Below are 20964 nucleotides of genomic sequence, written 5' to 3'. Positions count from 1 at the left end.
GCCCAGCACCCAGAAGGCCCCCCGAATCCCCCACCGGGGGGCCAGGGTCCGCACCAGCAGGGTCAGAAAGGCCCCCGACAGCCCGGCGGCGGCCCCGATGATGCCGGTGGCGAAGCCTTTCCGGCCCTGATACCACTTCTGGGCGCAGGACTGGATGGCGGGATAGAGAAAGGCGGTGCCCAGCCCGGCGGGGACGCTGAACACCCAGGGCATGGCCCAGCCCCAGGCGGACGGCAGCAGGGCCGCCCCCGCCAGGCCCCCTTCCAGCAGGGCGGTGCCCCAGAGGGCGGCGCAGCGGGGGCCGCGGCGGTCCTGCAGAAAGCCCCCCAGCACGCACCCCACCCCATAGGCGGCGATGAGGACGCTGAAGGCCAGGGCGGCGGCCTCCTCGGCCAGGGCGTATTCCTCCATTACCGGCTGCTGGAACACCCCCCAGGCGGCGGGCAGGCCGGTGAGCAGCTGGATGCAGGCCCCGGCGGCCAGGATGGCCCAGGGATGGGCGGCGGTGAATCTGGAACTGGACATGGGCAGACACTCCCCTCTTTTTGGGGATAGTATGCCCTTTTTGGTTGACAATCCGGGCCCCGATTCTATATAATGAAAGGCACAGTTTTGCACACGCTTATGCAGCCGGGGCCTCCGGCCGGAAACAGAGAGGGAGTCAATACACCATGAAAATTCAACCGTTGAAAGGTATGCGGGACCTTCTGCCCGCCGAACAGACCCTGCGGGACTACATCCAGGGCCAGATTCTGGAGGTTTACCGGGCCGCGGGCTTTGAGCGGATTTCCACCCCCATGCTGGAGGACATGGAAAACCTGGACAAGTCCGACGGCGGCGAAAACCTGAACCTGATTTTCAAAGTCCTCAAGCGGGGCGAGAAGCTTTCCGCCGCCCTGGAGGCCGGCAAGTACGATGCGCTGTCCGACATGGGCCTGCGCTACGACCTGACCCTGCCCCTGTCCCGCTACTACGCCGCCAACCGCAGCGTCCTGCCCAGCCCCTTCAAGGTGATCCAGACCGACCGGGTGTTCCGTGCCGAGCGCCCCCAGAAGGGCCGCCTGCGGGAGTTTGTCCAGTGCGACATCGACATTCTGGGGGACGAGAGCCCCAACGCCGAGGTGGAGCTGATCGACGTCACCGCCCGGGCCCTGCTGAAGATCGGCTTTGACGGCTTCACCGTCAACATCAACGACCGCCGGATTCTCCGGGGCATGCTGGAGAGCATGGGCTTTGCCCCCGAGACCCTGGATTCGGTCTGCATCACCTTCGACAAGATGGACAAGGTGGGCGCCGAGGGCGTCCGGGCCGAGCTGACCGAAAAGGGCCTGCCCGCCGGCGCCATCGACCAGCTGGCCGCCTTCCTGGCCCAGGGCGAAGTGACCCTGGACGCGGTGGCCGCCCGCTGCGCCGACCCCGCCATCGCCAGCGACCTGAAATACGTCCTGGAAACCGCCGGCCGTCTGGCCGAGGGCAAGTACAAGGTGGCCTACTGCCCCAGCCTGGTCCGTGGCCAGGGCTACTACACCGGCATGGTGTTTGAGGTGGTGTGCCCCCAGTTTGCGGGCGCCGTGGCCGGCGGCGGCCGCTACGACAACATGGTGGGCAAGTTCCTGGGCCAGCAGGTGCCCGCGGTGGGCTTTTCCATCGGCTTTGAGCGGGTCTGCGGCATCCTGCTGGAGCAGGGCTACCAGATCCCCGGCGCCAAGCAGAAGATCGCTCTGCTGTACCCCGCCGGCGCCGACTTCCCCGCCGTTCTGGCCCAGGCCGAAACCCTGCGGGCCGACTACGGCGTCACCGTCCTGGCCCAGGGCAAAAAGCTGGGCAAGCAGCTGGCCGCTCTGGAGACCGCCGGTTTTGCCGGGGCCGCCTTCGCCGGCAAGGACGAGATCAAGTGGTTTGCCGAGCGGAAGTAAATATTTCCCTGTATCAGATGGCGGCGGGCCCCGGGCCTGCCGCCTTTTTGCGCCCTTACCTATTTATAAAGGAGGTCTGTCATGATTCTGGCCCTGCAGGGCGGGATGGCGGTGGGCAAAACCACCGCCGCCCGCTGCGTCGCCCGGCACGCCCCGGAGGTCACCGTCTTTTTTGAGAACAACGACGAGGTGATCGCCCAGGTGCGCCGCCGCGGCCTGGTAAAAACCAACTATCCCGACTATCTGGAAATCCAGCGGCTGTGGCTGGACCATGCGGTCCGCCGGTATCAGGCCGCGGCGGCCTGTCCCCATGCCCTTCTGGACTACGGCCCCGAGGAAATCCTCTTTTACACCCTCCACTACCCCGCCTCCGCCGGCCATCCCGACTGGGATGTGGCGGGCCCTCTGGCCCGGGAACTGGAGGCCGCCCGGCAGTGTATGCCCCATCGGATTCTCTTTCTGGACGCCGCCGACCCCCAGCTTTGCCGCCGCAAGGAGGGGGATGCCGCCCGGGACCGGGGATTCTTTGACCACACCCTGACCCACCTGCTGCCCGCCAAGCGGGCCTGGTTCGCCGCCCTGGACCGGGTGGACTGGCTGGACACCACCGCCCTCTCCCCCGACCAGACCGGCGCGGCGGTGCTGGCCTGGGTCCAGGGCTGTCTGGCGGCGGAGGAATAACCATCCGGCGTTTCGGAGCACATTTTTCCTGCAAGTAAAGGCTTTCTCCGTTTCAGCGGACAACCATCCGTTTTTATTGCAATCCACATTCCAGAACGTAAAACAGCCCGGGCCAGACGGTATTCGTCCAGCTCGGGCTGTTTTGGGGCTTCGGGGGCGCGCGCCGACTCGCGCCCGCTCCTTTCAGGAGGTTTCAGAAGGCTTTCGGAAAGGGCAAAAATCAGGTGTTCCGGGGCTTCCAGTCCTTGTAGTTCTGGTAGCCGGAAGCCGGCTTGCCCAGGGTGGACCACAGTTCATCCGCCGCCGGCTGCCATTCGGCCGCGTAGGCGGTGCACTTGGCGCACAGGTGTTCCACCGTCTCAGGGGAGGCGAGATCGGTGTTATGGGCTCCGGTCTTGTGGACCATCTCCTCCAGACAGGCGGGGTTTTCCAGCATGGGACAGGGCCGCAGGTGGTTCTTGTTGAAGGGCTGGCCGTCCCGGTAGGCCATGAACAGGGGGCTCCGGAGAATTTCCAGAATCGAGCTGTCATGAATGTTGGCGTTGGAATAGTGGATAAAGACACAGGGCTCGGCGTCGCCGGCGGAATTGATATGGAAGTAGTTCCGCCCGCCGGCAATGCAGCCGCCCACGTACTGGCCGTCGTTCTGGAAGTCCATGGGGAAGAACTCGATGGGGCATTCCGTCGAACGGATGTAGCGGATTCGCTGGATCATGTACTTGCGCTGCTCCATCGTGGGCATCAGGTCGGGCACCGCGTCGCTGCCCACCGGCATATAGTGGAAGTAGAAGCCGAACCGCGCTCCCTTGTCGGCGATCATCTGCAAAAATGCATCGCTGGTCACCGCTTCCACGTTGGCCCGGGTGTAACAGATGGAGGTGCCGAAGGGGATGCCGTGGGCCTTCAGCAGGTCCATGGCGTGCATGACGGCGGCGTAATGGCCGTCGCCCCGGCGGGCGTCGTTGGTCTCGGGAGTGCCCTCGATGGACAGGATGGGGATGATGTTCCCCAGCCGCACCAGCTCGGCGCAGAAGGCCTCGTCGATCAGGGTGGAGTTGGTGTAGATGGCAAATTCGGCGTCGCTGTGCTTTTCGGCCAGACGGAGGACGTCGGCCTTCCGCACCAGGGGCTCGCCGCCGGTCAGCATATAGAGATAAACCCCCAGCTCCTTGCCCTGGGTCAGGATTTTGTCCATGTCCTCAAAGGAGAGGTTGTTCCGGTTGCCGTAGGTCCCCGCCCAGCAGCCGGCGCAATGCATATTGCAGGCCGAGGTGGGGTCAAACAGAATCAGCCAGGGGATATTGCACTGGTAGATTTCGCGGTTTTTGCGGATCATCCGGGTGCCGCGGATAAAGGCCTCGTACCCCAGGTTCAGGGCGGTGACCCGGGCCACATGGGGGTCGGTCTCGTCCAGCACCCGGTTGATATAGCGGACCCACTTGTTGTTGGGGTCGCTGAACATGGCCTGGGCCTTTTCATAGCTCTCCTGGGTGAAATCCTCCCCCCAGAACTGCCGGGCCAGGTCCACCATCTGGTGATAGGCCTTTTCCCGGTCCTTTCCGGCGTGGTTCAGGGCCAGGTCGATGATGGCGGCGGCCGCCGTCCGCTGCATTTTATGGGAAAGCGTGTCAATTCCGGTACTCATCCTGTTACCTCCTCTTTCTTTCACTGTACGCTCTCTTTTCAGGTATATTCCACAGTATAGACGGGGACGTGGGCGGCCTCTATAAGCAAAAAAGCCGGTGTGATAACTTTTTTATCACACCGGCACACTTGATGGTTCATTTTGTCTCAGGCAGGGGCGGTTCTCCCTCCCGGAAATCCTGAGCCGCCCGGCGGATGCCGCCGGAACAGATGGTGTTCAGCCGCCGGGCCAGGACCTCGGGCTCGGTCTTCATCCCGTCCTCAATCCATTCCAGCAGCATGGCCACCAGGGCATAGGTATAAAAGTGGACCACAAAGCTCCAGTCCCCCTCGGGGACGGGGCAGTCTCCCAGCTCCTGGTCCAGCATGGGCCGCAGAATCTGTTCGGCCAGCTCGCACATCCGGCGTTCCAGCTCCTCCCGGCGGAGGGAACGGCAGATGTTGGCCATCTGGGGCCGGTTGCGCCGCAGTTCCTTCAGGAAGGACAAAAACCAGTCCTCCCAGTTTTCGGCGCTGAGGCTGCCGTCCAGCAGGGCGGCCGCCTCCTCCCGAAAGGCCCACTGGGCCAGATCGTAGATGTCGTGGAAGTGGTAGTAAAAGGTCATCCGGTTGACCCCGCACTGTTCGGTGATGTCGCTGATGGTGATTTTATGGAATGGTTTCTGGCCCAGCAGCTCTTTCAAAGCAGCTGCCAGGGCCTTTTTGGTTGCCTGTGCCAATTCGCTCACACGCTCCTTTCCCGCCGCCCCGCGGGACGGCATTCCCTGCCTCCGGGCAGGGTCCGGGGCCTTGCCGCCCCGGTTTCCCCTCGTTTCCGATCGGCGCCTCGGCCCCGCGGGCCGGACTGTGCCGGATGGGCAGCCCATCCATTGTAGTGTAGCGCAAAAATGTAACAAAACTTTTATATTTTTCCAAATTCCCCCCAAATGTCTAAAAAAATCCCCGCCTGCCGGGGGAGGGCAGACGGGGCGGATGGGTGTCAGACAGCGCCGCAGCCGCTCAGTGACGGCCGTGGAGGATGGGAGACAGGGGCTTGTAGATCAGCATGCACAGGGCGGCGTCCAGCAGGCCCTTGGCCAGGGTCCAGGGCATATTGAAGATGACCAGGCACTCCAGCAGGCTGTCCACCGAGGGCAGGATGGCCTTGTACATCCCCAGGATCACGTCCATGGGCATGCCGTACAGCACCACATAGGCGGGGTAGGTCAGGAAGAAGTTGAGGGGCACGCTGAAGATGCCCATGACCACAGCGCCCAGCACCGCGCCCAGGACGGCGCCGCGGCGGGTCTTGTTGCGCTGGTAGACAAAGCCGGCCACCCAGGCAAAGGATGCGCCCAGCAGGAAATTGCACAGCTCGCCCACGCCGTTGGTGGAGCCGGCCAGCAGCAGGTGGATCAGGTTCTTGATGAGCGCCACCAGCACGCCGTACACCGGGCCCAGGGCAAAGGCGCCCAGCAGCTCGGGCAGGTCGGAGAAGTCCATCTGCACGAAGGAGGGCATAATCATGGGCAGGGGGAAGTCCAGGAACATGAGGACGAAGGCCACCGCCGACAGCATGGCGGTGACGGTGAGCTTGCGGATGCGGTCGCGGTCCTGACCGCCGGTGCGCAGGGTCTTGGTTTCGGTGTTTGCTTGCATAACAGATACCTCCCGGGGCAGCGCCCCAATCAAAAATGTAGGGAAAGCTCTTTTCAAGACAAACAGAAAACGCCCTGCTGCAAAAATACAAATGCAACAGGGCGCAAAGATACACAAAAAAATCTGTCTATCGTCTCTTTCATCCGGACTATACCGTCGGCCCCGGAGTCTCACCGGGTCAGCACCTGAAACAGCAGGTGGTCGCGGGCTATACCGCCGGTGGGGAATTGCACCCCGCCCTGAAACGAACTTTCTGGCAACAGTATACCACAACCGCGCCAGAATGCAAGAGGGAAAAAATACGAATCCCTGTCCCCCGCCCCCCGGGCGGCATTGTCAGTGCAGGGAAAGTATGCTAAAATAGGGCCATTCCGTCGAACCAATTCACGAAGGAGAACCATTCCCATGATTTTCAAGATACAAGATCTGACCTTCAACTTTTTCGGGTTGCTGGCTCTGGAAGGATACGCCGCCTTTGCGGCCCGGTGCGTCGTCGCCCTGCTGCTGGCGGGGGTGGGCGAAGTGGCCCGCCGCTGGCTCCGGGGCTGGGTCTTCCCCCAGCTGCGCCGGATTCCCTTGCCTTCCCGCGCCATAGGGATTCTGCTGGACAGTTTCGCCTCCCCCGCCTCCTGGCTGGCCCTGACCACCGGTCTGTACCTGGCGGTGGCCTCCCTGCCCTGGGGCACGGTGCCCATGGAGGCCTTCCTGCTGAAACTGTACCGCTTCGCCATCATTCTGCTGCTGAGCTGGGGCCTGTACGGTGCCTCCGAGCTCACCGACCTGATGCTGGCGGGCGCCCGGGAGGAAATCCGCACCAACAAGACCCTTCACAACGTTCTGGTGAAGGTGTACAAAGTGGTGGTGGCGGTTTTGGGCATCCTGATGGCGGTGCAGGAATGGGGCCTGCCGGTCACCGGCGTCATCACCAGCGCGGGCCTGGTAGGCCTGACCATCTCCCTTGCCGCTCAGGACACCGCCAGCAATCTGTTCGGCGGCGTGATGATTTTGGTTGAGCGGCCCTTCCAGATCGGCGACTGGATCGTGGTGGGCAGCGTGGAGGGCACGGTGGAGGACATCAGTTTCCGTTCCACCCGGGTGCGGGCCCTGGACAACTCGGTCTACATCCTGACCAACAGCAACGTCTGCGCCTCCACCATCAACAACGCCGCCCAGCGCCAGAAGCGCCTTTACCGCTTCACCCTGGGGGTGGAGTACGGCGCCACCCGGGCCCAGCTGGAAAAGCTGATGGAGGACCTGCGGGCCATGCTGGCCGCCAGCCCCCACACCTATGAGGAATCGGTGATTGTGGAGCTGACCGGCTTTGGCGCGTCCAGCATTGATTTGCTGGTGTCGGCCTACCTGCGGACCGCCGACACTTTGGTCTTTTACAAGATGCAGAACGACCTGAACCTGGACGTCATGGACATTGTCCGGGCCGACGGGCTGGACTTTGCCTTCCCCTCCACCAGTGTGTACGTCAAGGAAGTCCCCGCCGCCATGCGGCCGGAACAGGAGGTGCAAACCCATGGAAATTGAGCGCAAATGGATGGTCAGCGGCTGGCCGGAGGGCCTGCCCCTGACCGAGGAATTCACCATGCGGCAGGGCTACATCAGCGTGCGGCCCACCGTCCGCATCCGTGAGGAGGCCAAAACCGGCGGCGAGACCGCCTGGATTCTCTGCTTCAAGTCGGAGGGCGGCCTGGCCCGGGAGGAGATCGAACGCCCCATCGACGCCGGCCTGTTCCGGGACCTGGAGGAGAAGATCATCGCCCGGCCCCTGATCGAGAAGGTGCGCCGCAGCTACCGCCTGCCCGACGGCTTCACCCTGGAGGTGAACCATGTGGACGCCGGCCAGCCGGGGGCTTTCTGGTACGCCGAAATCGAATACCCCACCGTGGAGGCGGCCCGCAGCTGGGTCCCCGCCGACCCGGCCCTGGCGGCCTACCTGGCCCGGGAGGTCACCGGCCAGCCCGGCCAGAGCATGGGGGCCTACTGGGAGCGGACCCGGGGGTAAAGTATTTTTCATCGCTTCTGCGTTTTATCCTCTGCGAATACTCTATTTTTCACTTTCAATCGCTCCGCTGGGGCCAGAGGGCCAGGGAGGGGGTTTCGACTCCCCCTCCCTAGGTCCGGGTTGCCGTTACCCAAATTTTCAGCGCGGGCCGCTGCCCGCTTGAAAATTTGGACGGCTGCCCCTGCTTCGCCTCGGCTGTTTCTGCCGCAGGCAGCGCCTCGGCTCCGCAGCCTCTGGACTCCCTACCCTCCCTAACGAACAGGGCAGCTTTGGCCCGGCGCGTCCAGTGGACGAAACAGCCGGGCCAAAGCTGGCGCAGCGCTCCGGTTTTTGCAAGCGCCCTCCGCGGCGCACCGCAAAAATCGGCTAAGCGCAAGAGGAATGACCCCTGGACCCACATGCCCGCCTCAGCGGGCTGGATGCAGGGTACAACATATCGCCATCATTCTTGAGGAGGACACATCATGATTCCTGTCATGCGCCGGGGCCGGCAGGCCCTGCCCCAAGCCGTCTGTGAAGAAATCCTGACCCGCAGCACCGCCGGGGTGCTGGCGCTGGCCGACGCCGACGGCTTTCCCTATACCGTTCCCCTGAGCTATCTGTATCAGGAGGGGAAAATCTGGTTTCATTGCGCCCGGGCCGGCTATAAGCTGGACCTGATGCGGCAGAATCCCCGGGCGTCCTTCTGCGTCATCGAGCAGGACCAGGTGGTCCCGGAGGAATACACCACCTACTACCGCAGCGTGGTGGCCCGGGGCACCCTGCGGGAAGTCACCGACCCCGCCGCCAAAGAGGACATCGCCCGGCGTCTGGGTCAAAAATACGCCCCCGCCCAGCCGGAGGAGGCCCTGGAAGCCGAACTGCGCCAGTACCGGGACGCGGTGTGCATTCTGGAGCTGACGGTGGAACAGCTCACCGGCAAGGAAGGTTCCCAGCTGGCCCGCCAGCGCCGGGGCGAAGCCCAACTGTAAAAAAACAGGCCCGCAGGCATCCTTTTGGGGATGCGGCGGGCTTTTCCTTTGGGGCGGGGCAAAAGCATCTGGACTGTCCCGCCGGGGTGTGATACAATGGTGAAAACGTCCGTTTTCAACCGCTTCACCTTCTGTCGAAAGGAGCTGAACCGCCACGAAACGCGCCAAATTCAGCCTCAGTTTCCAGTACAACTCCCCGGTGGTCCTCACCTTTTTCCTGCTGTCCCTGGGAGCCCTGGCTCTGGACGGCCTCACCGGCGGCTGGACCACCACCCACCTGTTCTGCGTCTACCGCTCCAGCTGGAAAGACCCGCTGGCCTATCTGCGGCTGTTCGGCCATGTGCTGGGCCACGCCGACCTGAGCCATTTCCTCAACAATATGCTTCTGTTTCTGGTGGTGGGCCCGCCCATGGAGGAAAAATACGGCAGCATCCCCCTGCTGAAGGCCATCGTCCTCACCGCCTTTGTGTCGGGGGTCCTGCAGTGCCTTCTGTTCCCCGGGGTGGCCCTGCTGGGTGCGTCGGGCATCGTCTTTATGCTGATTATGCTCTCCTCCCTGGCGGGCGGCAGCGGCGGCATCCCCGTCACCATGCTTCTGGTGGCCGCCCTCTATCTGGGGGACCAGATTTATTCCATCCTCTTTGTCCGGGACAATGTGGCCAACTTTATGCACATTGTGGGCGGCGTCTGCGGCACGGCCTTCGGCTTTTACAGCTCCTATGCCCGGCCGCGGCACCGCCGGCGGGGGTAAAAGTCACACTTATCTGCGTTCTTTTTGGGAGATACGACGGCGTTTCAGAGCGTTTGGCCGAAAATCCCGCGGCATTCCACAGCGAAAATCGTGCGTTTTGTCTATTGCGTTTCGGCCGCCGGGTAGGTATAATGCTTGCATAAGCAGCATCGGCGCTGTGAGTCACCTCCGACTCGCAGCGCCTTTTGTGTTTGCGGCCCCGCCCCGGCGGGTGACACACACCTGATGAGTAAGGAGTAGGATTTATGGCAGCCAATGTTATGGAAGTCTACGGCAGCAAGGTCTTCAATGAGCACGTGATGAAAGAGCGTCTGCCCAGCGCTACCTATAAGAGCCTGAAGGACACCCTGCACAAGGGCGCTCCCCTGGATATCGAGGTAGCCAACGTGGTGGCCAGCGTCATGAAGCGCTGGGCGATGGAGCTGGGCGCCACCCACTACACCCACTGGTTCCAGCCCCTGACCGGCATCACCAGCGAAAAGCACGACGGCTTCGTCAGCCCGGTGGGCGACGGCACCGCCATCATGGAGTTCAGCGGCAAAGAGCTGGTGCGGGGCGAGCCCGACGCCTCCTCTTTCCCCTCCGGCGGCCTGCGGGCCACCTGTGAGGCCCGCGGCTACACCGCCTGGGACCCCACCAGCTATGCCTTTGTGAAGGACGACGTGCTGTGCATCCCCACCGCTTTTGTCAGCTACACCGGCGAGGCCCTGGACAAAAAGACCCCTCTGCTGCGGTCGATGAAGGCTCTGGCCACCCAGGCCACCCGCATCCTCAAGCTGTTCGGCAAGGATGTGGACTATGTGTCCACCACCGTGGGCCCCGAGCAGGAGTACTTCCTTGTGCGCAAAGAGGACTATGAGGCCCGCCAGGACCTGATCCTCACCGGCCGCACCCTGTTCGGCGCCCCCGCCGCCAAAGGCCAGGAGCTGGAGGAACACTACTTCGGCACCATCCGTCCCCGGGTGTCCGCCTTCATGAAGGAGCTGGACGAGACCCTGTGGGAGCTGGGCGTCCCCGCCAAGACCAAACACAATGAGGTTGCCCCCTGCCAGCACGAGCTGGCCCCCATCTTCGACACCACCAACGTGGCCATCGACCACAACCTGCTGACCATGGAGATGATGCAGAAGATCGCCCCCAAGTACGGCCTGGTCTGCCTGCTCCACGAGAAGCCCTTTGAAGGGGTCAACGGCAGCGGCAAGCACAACAACTGGTCCATGAGCACCAGCAAGGAGAACCTGCTGGACCCGGGCGACACCCCCATGGAGAACCTGCAGTTCCTGGTGTTCCTGGCCGCCGTCATCAAGGCGGTGGATGAGTACGCCGACCTGCTGCGCACCGCAGTGGCCACCCCCGGCAACGATCACCGCCTGGGCGCCAACGAGGCGCCCCCGGCCATCATCTCCATCTTTGTGGGCGAGGAGCTGGAGGCCGTCATCGACGCCATCGCATCCGACTCTCCCTACGCTGGCCCCGTCCGCATGAAGATGGACCTGGGCGTGGACGTGCTGCCCAAGTTCAGCAAGGACACCACCGACCGCAACCGCACCTCTCCCTTCGCCTTCACCGGCAACAAGTTCGAGTTCCGTATGCCCGGCTCTCACCAGAACCTGAGCGACGCCGACACCATCCTGAACACCGCCGTGGCCAAGGAGCTGAAGGGTTACGCCGATGAGCTGGAGAAGGCCGACAACTTCACCGAGGCGGTCATCGCCCTGGTGAAGCGGACCATCCGCGACCACCGCCGCGTCATCTTCAACGGCGACGGCTATTCCGCCGAGTGGGAGATCGAGGCCGAGCGCCGCGGCCTGCCCAACAAGAAGTATACCCCCGCCGCCCTGCCGGCCCTGATCGCACCCAAGAACATCGACCTGATGGAGGAGTTCGGGGTCATGACCCGCACCGAGATGTTCAGCCGGTACGAGGTGGAGATGGAGCATTACGCCAAGATCATCAACATCGAGGCTCTGACCATGCTGGAGATGGCCCGCAAGCAGCTGCTGCCCGCCATCAACGCCTATATGGGCGAGGTGGCCCGCACCGCCGGCGCCAAGCGCGCCGTCAGCGACAAGATCAGCGTCCGGGCAGAGACCACCCTGCTGGAGCACCTGTCCCGCGATGCCGACACCATGAGCGAGGCCATCGACCGCCTGGCTGCCGCTGAGCGCACCGCCCAGGCCATCACCGACATGACCACCAAGGCCAACGCCTTCCACGACAACGTTCTGCCCGCCATGAACGAGCTGCGCTCGGTGGCCGACGACGCCGAGACCATCTGCGGCGAGGAGTACTGGCCCCTGCCCAGCTACAGCCGGATGCTGTACTACGTGGAGAACTAAAATCAGTCTCCGGGGCATCATCCCCGGCGCGCTTCGCATCTGAAATACACAGGCCTGAAGACCTGCTACTCTGCCCTGCCCGGGCGAGGGCAGGCCTTTGGGCCTTTTTGGGGGCCGCAGCCCCTTTTCGGGAGGTTTGCTATGAACTATACCACACAGCAGGATGTCCTGGACTTCGTCGAGGACAACAACGTCAAATTTGTCCGCTTCGCCTTCACCGACATCTTCGGCACCCAGAAAAACATCGCCGTCCTGGCCAGCGACCTGCCCAAGGCCCTGGAGGGCGGGGTCTGCTTTGACGGCAGCTCGGTGCCCGGCTTCATGCACGTGGAGGAGAGCGACCTGGTCCTGCGGCCCGACCTGTCCACCATCACCATCCTGCCCTGGCGTCCCGCCGAGGGCCGGGTGATGCAGTTCTTCTGCGACATCCAGCGGCCCGACGGCGCCCCCTTCGGGGGAAACTGCCGGGGCTTCCTGCGGCAGATCGCCCAGCAGTTCCGGCGGCTGGGCCTGGTGTGCAACGTGGGAGCCGAGTGTGAGTTTTACCTCTTTGAGACCGACGACCGGGGCCAGCCCACCCGCATCCCCATGGACCGGGGCGGCTATTTTGACGTGTACCCCCTGGACGCCGCCGAAAACCTCCGCCGGGACATCTGCCTGACCATGGAGCAGATGGGCCTGGCCCCCCAGCACAGCCATCACGAGAGCGGCAACGGCCAGAATGAAATCGATTTCCACCACGCCAGCCCCCTGAAAACCGCCGACAACGTCATGATGTTCAAGCAGATCACCCGTGCGGTGGCGGGGCGCAACGGCCTTCACGCCAGCTTTATGCCCAAGCCCCTGGCCGACCAGGCGGGCAGCGGCCTGCACGTCAACATCTCCCTGTACCGGGACCGGAAAAACCTCTTTGAGGGGGACATCGCCCCCGACAGCGCCGCCGGCAGCTTTATGGCGGGCATCCTGGCCCACAGCCGGGAGCTGACCGCCTTCACCAATCCCCTGCCCAACAGTTACCTTCGGTTTGGCTGCGACGAGGCTCCCCGCTACGTCAGCTGGAGCCGGCAGAACCGCAGCCAGCTGGTGCGGATTCCGGCGGTCCAGGGGGACAACTGCCGGATGGAGCTGCGCAGCCCCGACCCCGCCTGCAACCCCTACCTGGCCATCGGGCTGGTGCTGGCGGCGGGCCTGGACGGCATCCAGAACCGGATGGAGCTGTGCGCCCCGGTGAATCAGAACCTGTTCGAGCTGACCGACGACCAGGCCGCCGGCCTGGGCCTGGAGCGTCTGCCCGCCACTTTGGAGGAGGCGGTGGAGATCGCCCGGAACAGCCCGTTCCTGGCCCAGTACCTGCCCCAGGGGCTGGCGGGACGGTATTTTTCCGAGCAGCTGCGGCGCTGCGCCGAGCTGAAAGAGGCCGCCGACCCCGCCGAATTCGAGCGGGCCCGGTACTTCTGCTCCATCTGAGCCCGCACACCCGGACAACCACAGAGAGGAGGGGAAAGCATGGGACGTGCCATGATCGTCAGCGCGGGGGCCAACTCCAACGAATACCTGTCCGCCCGGCTGTCCGAGCTGGGCTATACCCGGCCGGTGATCGTCCCCAGCGGCACCGAAGCCCGGCGCCGGATGCTGGAGGCCGACTTTGAGCTGGTCATTGTGAATGCGCCGCTGCCGGATGAATTCGGCCATGAACTGTGCGCCGCCGCGGTGGAACAGACCGACGCGGGGGTGATTCTGCTGGCCAAGGCGGCCGCCTGTGACCAGCTTCTGGGCCCCATGAACGCCCAGGGGGTGCTGGTGGTGGGCAAGCCCTTTTCGGGGGCATTGTTTTTGCAGGCGGTCCATATGGCGGCCGCCGGGAACCACCGCCTGCAGCGGCTGCGGGCCGAAAACGCCCGCATTCAGGCCAAACTGGCCCAGGTGCGGCTGGTGAGCCGGGCCAAATGCCTGCTGATCGAGCGGGAGGGCCTCACCGAAGCCCAGGCCCACCGCCGCATTGAAAAAGAGGCCATGGATTCCCGCCGGGACCGGGCCGAAGTGGCCCAGGAGATCCTGGAACAGCTGGAGGGCGACGGCCTGGACAGCCTATAACGTTGATCCCGAGGGCGGGCAGATTTTCTGCACGCCCTCTGTATGATACAGCACAATCCGGTCCATACCGGAAGGGAAAGTAGAAAGAGCGAACGGAGGAATGGATATGAAACAGACCAAATACATTTTTGTCACCGGCGGCGTGGTGTCGGGCCTGGGCAAGGGCATCACGGCGGCCTCTCTGGGCCGGCTGCTCAAGTGCCGCGGGCTCAAGGTGGCCAGCCAGAAGCTGGACCCCTACGTCAACGTGGACCCCGGCACCATGAGTCCCCTGCAGCACGGCGAGGTGTTCGTCACCGACGACGGCACCGAGACCGACCTGGACCTGGGCCATTATGAGCGGTTCATCGACGAGAACCTGAACAAATATTCCAATCTGACCACTGGCAAGGTCTATTGGAACGTGCTGAACAAGGAGCGCCAGGGCGCCTACCTGGGCCAGACGGTCCAGATCATCCCCCACATCACCAACGAAATCAAGAGCTACATCTACAATCTGGCCTCCTCCACCGAGGCCGACGTGGTCATCACCGAGATCGGCGGCACCACCGGCGACATCGAGAGCCAGCCCTTCCTGGAGGCCATCCGCCAGGTGGGCATCGAGCAGGGCCATGAAAACTGCTGTTATATTCATGTGGTGCTGGTGCCCTATATTTCCGGCTCCAACGAATATAAGTCCAAGCCGGCCCAGCATTCGGTGAAGGAGCTGCAGGGGATGGGCATTTCCCCCGACATCATCATCCTGCGGGCGGACGGCAGCGTGGGCAGCGACATCCGGCGCAAGATCAGCACCTTCTGCAACGTCAAGCCCGAATGCGTCATCGAGAACCTGACCATGCCCAGCCTGTACCAGTGTCCCCTGATGCTCCACACCAACGGCCTGGACGAAGTGGTGGTGCAGAAGCTGGGCCTGGATGTTCCTCCCGCCGACCTGACCGAGTGGAAGGACGTGGTGGCCCGCATCGCCACCCGGACCCGCACCTGCACCATTGCCCTGGTGGGCAAGTACGTCAAGCTGCATGACGCCTATCTGTCGGTGATGGAGAGCCTGTACCATGCCGGCTTTGAGAACGACTGCCATGTGGAGATCAAGTGGGTGGACAGCGAGGAGCTGGTCACCGACGAGGACTGTGCCGCGGCCTTTTCGGACGTGGACGGCATCATTGTGCCGGGCGGATTCGGCGGCCGTGGCATTGAGGGCATGGTGGCGGCGGCCCGCTATGCGCGGGAGCATCAGGTCCCCTATTTCGGCATCTGCCTGGGCATGCAGATCATGGTGATCGAGTACGCCCGCGGGGTGCTGGGCTACGCCGACGCCAATTCCAGCGAATTCACCCCCGACGGCGCCCACAACGTCATCGACCTGATGGCGGACCAGCAGGGCAACATTCCCAAGGGCGGCACCATGCGGCTGGGCAAATATCCCTGCAAGGTGGTGCCGGGCACCAAGATGGCCGAATGCTACGGCCAGGACCTGGTGTGGGAGCGGCACCGCCACCGCTACGAGTTCAACAACGCCTTCCGGGACGAGATGGAGGCCGCCGGGCTGGTGATTTCGGGAACCAGTCCTGACGGGCATCTGGTGGAGACGGTAGAGATCCCGGGCCGGGCATTCCACCTGGGCGCCCAGTTCCATCCCGAGTTCAAGAGCCGTCCCAACCGCGCCCATCCCCTCTTCAAAGCCTTCGTCGCCGCCAGCCTCTCCAACCGTTCTCTTACTTTTCTGAAAGAAAAGTAAGCAAAAGATTTTCACCTGGTACCGCTGACTGCTGTGGACTTCACAAGGCCCTGCCGGCGATGAAGTTTCAGCCGCTTTATAAGGCTCCCGGCCTGCGGCCCTGTGAGTCTGAGGCTTGGTGTAGCCTGTTTTTCCACCCTCGGTACGCCCTGAAGAATCAATAATAAATCCCCCACTTCTCAAAAAGAGGCGGGGGTTTTCTGTTGTTATGGGTTTACCTACGGGCCCCGCGCCCGCCAGAGCGGGCGCACTCAGCAATCGGAGCGGCGGGCAAAAGCCGTTAAGAAAAACACCCGTGCCGCCATTTGAGGCCCTGAAAGTTTAAACGGGTCAGGCATGACAGTGTTTTTTAGGCTTTTGAACGGCGCGACTTCCCTGTCTGGGTCCAGGGCAGCTTTGGCCCGGCGCGTCCAGTGGACGAAACAGCCGGGCCGAAGCTGGCGCAGCGCTCCGGTTTTTGCAAGCGCCCTCCGCGGCGCGCCGCAAAAATCGGCTAAGCGCAAGAGGCCTGGTCGTTAGGGAGGGGGAGTCGAAACCCCCTCCCTCCCCCTCTGGGCCTAGCGCAGCGATCAAAGAGAAGAAGCAACAGAGTGTTAAAGATTAGGGCGGCAAAGCACAACCAAACCCGTTTTATATTTTGTTTACCAAATTTCCACATATTGAGAACATTTCGCACTTGTACCGGGGCCTGCACTGTGGTAAAATATAACTAACCAATCCGCGCAACGCAGGGCCGGGACTTGGGGGCGATTTGCGGCCCCCTCCCCGCCCCCTAAAGGACCCGTCCCCCTTCCATCGGGTCTGGCGCAGGAGCATGAGAACTCAGGAGGTATTCCATTATGAATTATCTGGAAATTGAACAGGTTGTCGGCCGCGAGATTCTGGACTCCCGCGGCAACCCCACCGTTGAGGCAGAAGTGACCCTGGCCGACGGCACCGTCGGCCGCGGCTGCGCCCCCAGCGGCGCTTCCACCGGTGAATTCGAGGCCCTGGAGCTGCGGGACGGCGATAAGAGCCGTTACCTGGGCAAGGGTGTCACCAAGGCTGTGGAAAACGTCAATACCATCATCGCGGACGCCATTGTGGGCATGGACGCCTCCGACATCTACGCCGTGGACGCCGCCATGCTGGCCGCCGACGGCACCGAGGACAAGTCCAACCTGGGCGCCAACGCCATCCTGGCTGTGTCCATCGCAGTCTGCCGCGCCGCCGCCGCGTCCCTGGGCGTGTCCCTGTACCGCTTCCTGGGCGGCGTCAACGGCAACCGCCTGCCCGTCCCCATGATGAACATTCTGAACGGCGGCGCCCACGCCACCAACACCGTGGACACCCAGGAGTTCATGATTATGCCGGTGGGTGCAACCTCCTTCCGTGAGGCCCTGCGGATGTGCGCCGAGGTGTTCCACGCCCTGCAGTCCATCCTCAAGAGCAAGGGCCTGGCCACTTCGGTGGGCGATGAGGGCGGCTTTGCCCCCAACCTGTCCAGCGACGAGGAGACCATCGAGACCATCCTGGCCGCCGTCGAGAAGGCCGGCTACAAGCCCGGCCAGGACTTCATGATCGCCCTGGATGCCGCTTCTTCCGAGTGGAAGGACCCCGTCAAGGGCAAGGGCCACTACAAACTGCCCAAGGCCGGCACCGAATACACTTCCAGCGAGCTGATCGCCCACTGGAAGAGCCTGGTGGAAAAGTACCCCATCATCTCCATCGAGGACGGCCTGGATGAAGAGGACTGGGAGGGCTGGCAGGAGCTGACCCGCGAGCTGGGCGGCAAGGTCCAGCTGGTGGGCGACGACCTGTTCGTCACCAACACCAAGCGCCTGGCCAAGGGCATCTCCCTGGGCGCCGGCAACGCCATCCTGATCAAGCTGAACCAGATCGGTTCGGTTTCCGAGACCCTGGAGGCCATCAAGATGGCCCACAAGGCCGGCTATGCCGCCGTCACCTCCCACCGTTCCGGCGAGACCGAGGACACCACCATCGCCGACCTGGCCGTGGCTCTCAACACCTGCCAGATCAAGACCGGCGCCCCCAGCCGCACCGAGCGCGTGGCCAAGTACAATCAGCTGCTGCGCATCGAGGAGGAGCTGGGCGCCAGCGCCGTCTATCCCGGCATGGGCGCATTCCAGGTCAAGCGCTGAGCCGTCCTTTTCCCCGCACACCAGGGGCAGTACAGTTTTCGGGCTGTACTGCCCTTTTTGTGCTGCCCGTTGAATCAAAACGCAACACCCCCCGTCTCGACAAGCTTCTCCCCCGGCGGTATACTGAAAGAAAAACCATCAGCGGCCCCGCGCCGCAGAAAGTGTGAACGTCCATGCCCCAGAACCCTCCCCGGCCCATGACCCAGCAGCAGGCCCAGTTTGTCAAGATGACCCAGACCCCCATCCCCCGGCTGGTGGCCGGCCTGGCGGTGCCCACCATCCTCAGCATGCTTATCACCAGCATCTACAACCTGGCCGACACCTTTTTTGTGGGCCAGATTTCCACCAGCGCCTCGGGCGCGGTGGGGGTGGTGTCCAGCCTGATGGCGGTGATCCAGGCGGTGGGGTTCATGCTGGGCCACGGCGCAGGCAGCGTCATCAGCCGCAGCCTGGGCAGCGGCGACGCCCATACGGCCTCCCGGTTTGCCTCCACCAGCTTTTTCACCTCGGTGGGGATGGGCGCGCTGCTGGGGGCCGGGGGCATTGCGGGCCTCACCCCCCTCATGCGGCTGCTGGGCAGCACCGAAACCATCCTGCCCCACGCCCGGGCCTATGCCTTTTATATTTTGTTGGCGGGTCCCTTCATGATGTCCAGCCTGGTGATGAACAACATCCTCCGCTATGAGGGCAAGGCCAATTTCGCCATGATCGGCCTGGTCACCGGCGGCGTGCTGAATATCGCTCTGGACCCGGTGTTCATCTTCGGCCTGGGGATGGGCACCGCCGGGGCGGGTCTGGCCACCGGTTTGAGCCAGCTGGTCAGCTTTGGGATTTTGCTGTCCATGTACCTGCGGGGCAAAACCGTCAGCAAGCTGGCCCTGCGCAACTACACCCGTTCGGCCCGGGACCTGGGCCTCATCCTCACCACCGGCCTGCCCAGCTTTGGCCGCCAGGGCCTGGCCAGCTTTGCCAGCATGATGCTGAATGTGGCGGCCCGCTCCTACGGCGACGCCGCCGTGGCCGCCATGAGCATCGTCAGCCGCATTTTCCAGTTCCTCATGTCGGTGGCCCTGGGCGTGGGCCAGGGGTTCCAGCCGGTGGCCTCCTACAACTATGGCGCCCAGAAATACCATCGGGTGCGGGCCGCCTGCGTTTTCACCATTCAGGCCAGTTTCGCCCTGCTCACCGTCATCGCCCTGGCCTGCCTGCTCAACGGCGAGGCCCTGGTCCGCCTGTTCCGGGACGACGACGCCGTCACCGCCATTGCCCTGCCCGCCTTCCGCTGGCAGTGCATCGCCACCCTGCTCCAGCCGGTGCTGGTGTGCAGCAATATGCTGTTCCAGAGCGTGGGCAAGTCGGGCCGGGCCACCTTTTTGTCCTGCTGCCGCCAGGGAATTTTCTTCATTCCGCTGATTCTGGTGCTGCCCCAGGTGTGGGGCCTGGCGGGGGTGCAGTACAGCCAGCCCATCGCAGATCTGTTGAGTTTTATGGTGGCGGTGCCCTTTGTGGTGCAGTTTTTGGCCGAGCTGGACCGGATGGACGCCCGCGTGCGGGCCGGCCAGCCCGCCGAATAACCCTCTTTCTCCCACCAAAAACCTAAAAATCCTGATACAGGCCTCCGGGTTTTGTGCAACACGCCAAAAGCCCGCCGCCGCACTTGTGAGAAATTACGACAGGTGGTATAATTTGTACACAAGTGGGAAAGCCGTACCCCGGCGTCCTGTGCCGCCCGGCGGAGAAAAACCTCTGTGCGGGCTGGGGCTTTCCTGCGCAGGTCCGTTGACACGGCGGACCGCGCGGCGGCCCCGGGGTGCGTTTAGGTATGATATACACAAACGGAGGGAAAAGATCATGAGAACCGTAGAGCAGACCCTGATTGAGCCGGGCCGGTATTACACCATCGCGGCCGCATCGGGCAACGTGATCGGCTACACCGAAAAGCCCGAAGACGGCGCCGAGCTGCGCCTGGGCAAATACGAGCACAAGCCCGAGCAGGAGTGGCTGTTTGACCGCGTGGGCGAGAACGCCTACCGGATTCACTGCCGCGCCAACGGCAAGGTCATCGACCTGATGATGGCCGGCACCGACAACGGCACCTGGCTGCACCTGTGGGACGATGTGCTGGGCAGCAGCCAGATGTGGACCCTGGTGCCCGAGAACGACGGCACCGTCCGTCTGGTGAGCCCCTGGGCCAGCGGCAAGTGCGTGGACACCGTGGGCATGGGCAGCCCGGCCGGCGCCATCCTGCAGATCTGGCAGGAGAGCCCCGGTGTGGACCAGCTGTGGACCATCCGCGCCGTGAAGGACCGCAAGGCCGCCGAGCCCGCCGCCGAGGAGGTCAAGGCCGAGGCTCCTGTCGCCAAGGTCAAGGCTGAGGAGCCCGCCAAGGCTGAGGAGCCGGTGGCGGAAACCGCCCCCGCTGTCGAGGCCGCCGCAGAGCCCGCCCCCAAGAAGCGCGCCTGCCGCACCAAGAAGGCCGAGGAGCCCGCCACACCTGCTGTGGAGGCAAAGGTCGAGGAGAAGGCTGCTCCCGCCGTCGAGGTTAAGGCCGAGGAGAAGGCTGCTCCCGCCGTCGAGGTTAAGGCCGAGGAGAAGGCCGCCCCCGCCGTTGAGGTCAAGGCCGAGGAGAAGGCTGCCCCCGCCGCTCCCGCTGCCAAGCGCGGCGGCCGCACCAAGTCGGCCAGCGCCTCCAAGCGCCGTTCCCGCAAAAAGTAAACCCTGAAAAAACCTTCTGCGCTGCGCCCTTTGGGGTGCGGCGTTGAGCGTGGCGAAAAACGCCACGCTTTAGGGGGAACCCATTTCTGCACGCATGCGCGTGACAGAAATTCCGTGGTTGCGGTTCCCTGCTTTTGCGGCGGGCGTCGCGGCGCCCTTGCAAAAGACAGACCGCGGCCCCTGCTCCGCTTCGCCTGTTTCTGCCGCAGGCAGCGGCTCAGCTCCGCAGTCCCTAATATCCCCCTGGGGACAAAATTTGCCGCAGAACCGCGCACTCGGCCTTGCGGCCTCGCACACTCTCTGCGGCAAATTTCCCTGTAGG

General features: G+C 63.6%; 17 protein-coding genes and 1 riboswitch. Of the genes, 13 read left to right on the top strand and 4 right to left on the bottom strand.

The window, feature by feature from the left end:
* A partial coding sequence (locus tag B5G28_RS11740; RefSeq protein WP_144265533.1) for an MFS transporter occupies positions 1 to 525 on the bottom strand: 525 nt, incomplete at its 3' end.
* 146 nt (positions 526 to 671) lie between these two features.
* Here B5G28_RS11740 and hisS point away from each other — a divergent pair.
* Complete coding sequence (gene hisS, locus B5G28_RS11735; RefSeq protein ID WP_087249036.1) at positions 672 to 1916, top strand: histidine--tRNA ligase; 1245 nt, start codon at positions 672 to 674, stop codon at positions 1914 to 1916.
* Positions 1917 to 1997: 81 nt separating this feature from the next.
* Positions 1998 to 2597, top strand: coding sequence for an AAA family ATPase (locus B5G28_RS11730; protein WP_087249034.1), 600 nt, complete (start codon positions 1998 to 2000; stop codon positions 2595 to 2597).
* 220 nt (positions 2598 to 2817) lie between these two features.
* On the opposite strand, the gene B5G28_RS11725 is transcribed toward B5G28_RS11730, so the two are convergent.
* The 3 genes from B5G28_RS11725 to B5G28_RS11715 all read right to left on the bottom strand — a co-directional run bounded on the left by B5G28_RS11725 (position 2818) and on the right by B5G28_RS11715 (position 5879).
* Positions 2818 to 4242, bottom strand: a complete 1425-nt coding sequence (locus B5G28_RS11725) for a radical SAM protein (RefSeq protein WP_087249032.1) — start codon at positions 4240 to 4242, stop codon at positions 2818 to 2820.
* Positions 4243 to 4378: 136 nt separating this feature from the next.
* Positions 4379 to 4960: a TetR/AcrR family transcriptional regulator gene (locus B5G28_RS11720; protein ID WP_158098193.1), complete on the bottom strand. Its 582-nt coding sequence runs from the start codon at positions 4958 to 4960 to the stop codon at positions 4379 to 4381.
* 280 nt (positions 4961 to 5240) lie between these two features.
* Positions 5241 to 5879, bottom strand: a complete 639-nt coding sequence (locus B5G28_RS11715) for an ECF transporter S component (protein WP_087249029.1) — start codon at positions 5877 to 5879, stop codon at positions 5241 to 5243.
* Between the two features lie 127 nt (positions 5880 to 6006).
* A riboswitch (FMN riboswitch) is annotated at positions 6007 to 6130 on the bottom strand.
* Between the two features lie 154 nt (positions 6131 to 6284).
* Here B5G28_RS11715 and B5G28_RS11710 point away from each other — a divergent pair.
* The 11 genes from B5G28_RS11710 to B5G28_RS11655 all read left to right on the top strand — a co-directional run bounded on the left by B5G28_RS11710 (position 6285) and on the right by B5G28_RS11655 (position 20642).
* Complete coding sequence (locus B5G28_RS11710; protein ID WP_087249027.1) at positions 6285 to 7415, top strand: mechanosensitive ion channel family protein; 1131 nt, start codon at positions 6285 to 6287, stop codon at positions 7413 to 7415.
* Positions 7405 to 7893, top strand: a complete 489-nt coding sequence (locus B5G28_RS11705; protein WP_087249025.1) for a CYTH domain-containing protein — start codon at positions 7405 to 7407, stop codon at positions 7891 to 7893. The genes B5G28_RS11710 and B5G28_RS11705 overlap by 11 nt, the downstream gene beginning before the upstream one ends.
* A 464-nt stretch (positions 7894 to 8357) precedes the next feature.
* Positions 8358 to 8864 carry a pyridoxamine 5'-phosphate oxidase family protein gene (locus B5G28_RS11695; protein ID WP_087249021.1) on the top strand — a complete coding sequence of 169 codons (507 nt, stop codon included), beginning with the start codon at positions 8358 to 8360 and terminating at the stop codon, positions 8862 to 8864.
* A gap of 199 nt (positions 8865 to 9063) precedes the next feature.
* The gene (locus B5G28_RS11690; protein ID WP_087249019.1) at positions 9064 to 9615 is read left to right on the top strand and encodes a rhomboid family intramembrane serine protease; all 552 of its coding nucleotides are present in this window, start codon (positions 9064 to 9066) and stop codon (positions 9613 to 9615) included.
* Between the two features lie 245 nt (positions 9616 to 9860).
* On the top strand, positions 9861 to 11954 hold the full coding sequence (locus B5G28_RS11685) for a glutamine synthetase III (RefSeq protein WP_087249018.1): 2094 nt from the start codon (positions 9861 to 9863) through the stop codon (positions 11952 to 11954).
* A gap of 141 nt (positions 11955 to 12095) precedes the next feature.
* Positions 12096 to 13421, top strand: coding sequence for a glutamine synthetase family protein (locus B5G28_RS11680; protein WP_087249016.1), 1326 nt, complete (start codon positions 12096 to 12098; stop codon positions 13419 to 13421).
* Between the two features lie 39 nt (positions 13422 to 13460).
* Positions 13461 to 14048 (top strand): ANTAR domain-containing protein, encoded by a 588-nt coding sequence (locus B5G28_RS11675; protein ID WP_087249014.1) that lies wholly within the window; start codon positions 13461 to 13463, stop codon positions 14046 to 14048.
* 100 nt (positions 14049 to 14148) lie between these two features.
* On the top strand, positions 14149 to 15786 hold the full coding sequence (locus B5G28_RS11670; protein WP_087249012.1) for a CTP synthase: 1638 nt from the start codon (positions 14149 to 14151) through the stop codon (positions 15784 to 15786).
* A gap of 839 nt (positions 15787 to 16625) precedes the next feature.
* Positions 16626 to 17927 (top strand): phosphopyruvate hydratase, encoded by a 1302-nt coding sequence (gene eno, locus B5G28_RS11665; RefSeq protein ID WP_087249010.1) that lies wholly within the window; start codon positions 16626 to 16628, stop codon positions 17925 to 17927.
* Positions 17928 to 18100: 173 nt separating this feature from the next.
* Positions 18101 to 19501: an MATE family efflux transporter gene (locus B5G28_RS11660; RefSeq protein ID WP_242967594.1), complete on the top strand. Its 1401-nt coding sequence runs from the start codon at positions 18101 to 18103 to the stop codon at positions 19499 to 19501.
* Positions 19502 to 19778: 277 nt separating this feature from the next.
* Positions 19779 to 20642: an RICIN domain-containing protein gene (locus tag B5G28_RS11655; RefSeq protein ID WP_087249008.1), complete on the top strand. Its 864-nt coding sequence runs from the start codon at positions 19779 to 19781 to the stop codon at positions 20640 to 20642.
* The last annotated feature ends 322 nt before the right edge of the window (positions 20643 to 20964 follow it).

This window comes from Faecalibacterium sp. An77 (assembly GCF_002161315.1).
Taxonomy (GTDB): Bacteria; Bacillota; Clostridia; order Oscillospirales; family Ruminococcaceae; genus Faecalibacterium.
This window is presented reverse-complemented; position numbering and strand designations above follow the sequence as displayed.

Bases quoted from the DNA above. Each gene is read 5' to 3' on its own strand.
- hisS (WP_087249036.1), top strand. From the start codon at position 672: ATGAAAATTCAACCGTTGAAAGGTATGCGGGACCTTCTGCCCGCCGAA.
- B5G28_RS11730 (WP_087249034.1), top strand. From the start codon at position 1,998: ATGATTCTGGCCCTGCAGGGCGGGATGGCGGTGGGCAAAACCACCGCC.
- B5G28_RS11725 (WP_087249032.1), bottom strand. From the start codon at position 4,242: ATGAGTACCGGAATTGACACGCTTTCCCATAAAATGCAGCGGACGGCG.
- B5G28_RS11715 (WP_087249029.1), bottom strand. From the start codon at position 5,879: ATGCAAGCAAACACCGAAACCAAGACCCTGCGCACCGGCGGTCAGGAC.
- B5G28_RS11710 (WP_087249027.1), top strand. From the start codon at position 6,285: ATGATTTTCAAGATACAAGATCTGACCTTCAACTTTTTCGGGTTGCTG.
- B5G28_RS11705 (WP_087249025.1), top strand. From the start codon at position 7,405: ATGGAAATTGAGCGCAAATGGATGGTCAGCGGCTGGCCGGAGGGCCTG.
- B5G28_RS11695 (WP_087249021.1), top strand. From the start codon at position 8,358: ATGATTCCTGTCATGCGCCGGGGCCGGCAGGCCCTGCCCCAAGCCGTC.
- B5G28_RS11685 (WP_087249018.1), top strand. From the start codon at position 9,861: ATGGCAGCCAATGTTATGGAAGTCTACGGCAGCAAGGTCTTCAATGAG.
- B5G28_RS11680 (WP_087249016.1), top strand. From the start codon at position 12,096: ATGAACTATACCACACAGCAGGATGTCCTGGACTTCGTCGAGGACAAC.
- B5G28_RS11675 (WP_087249014.1), top strand. From the start codon at position 13,461: ATGGGACGTGCCATGATCGTCAGCGCGGGGGCCAACTCCAACGAATAC.
- B5G28_RS11670 (WP_087249012.1), top strand. From the start codon at position 14,149: ATGGATATGAAACAGACCAAATACATTTTTGTCACCGGCGGCGTGGTG.
- eno (WP_087249010.1), top strand. From the start codon at position 16,626: ATGAATTATCTGGAAATTGAACAGGTTGTCGGCCGCGAGATTCTGGAC.
- B5G28_RS11660 (WP_242967594.1), top strand. From the start codon at position 18,101: ATGCCCCAGAACCCTCCCCGGCCCATGACCCAGCAGCAGGCCCAGTTT.
- B5G28_RS11655 (WP_087249008.1), top strand. From the start codon at position 19,779: ATGAGAACCGTAGAGCAGACCCTGATTGAGCCGGGCCGGTATTACACC.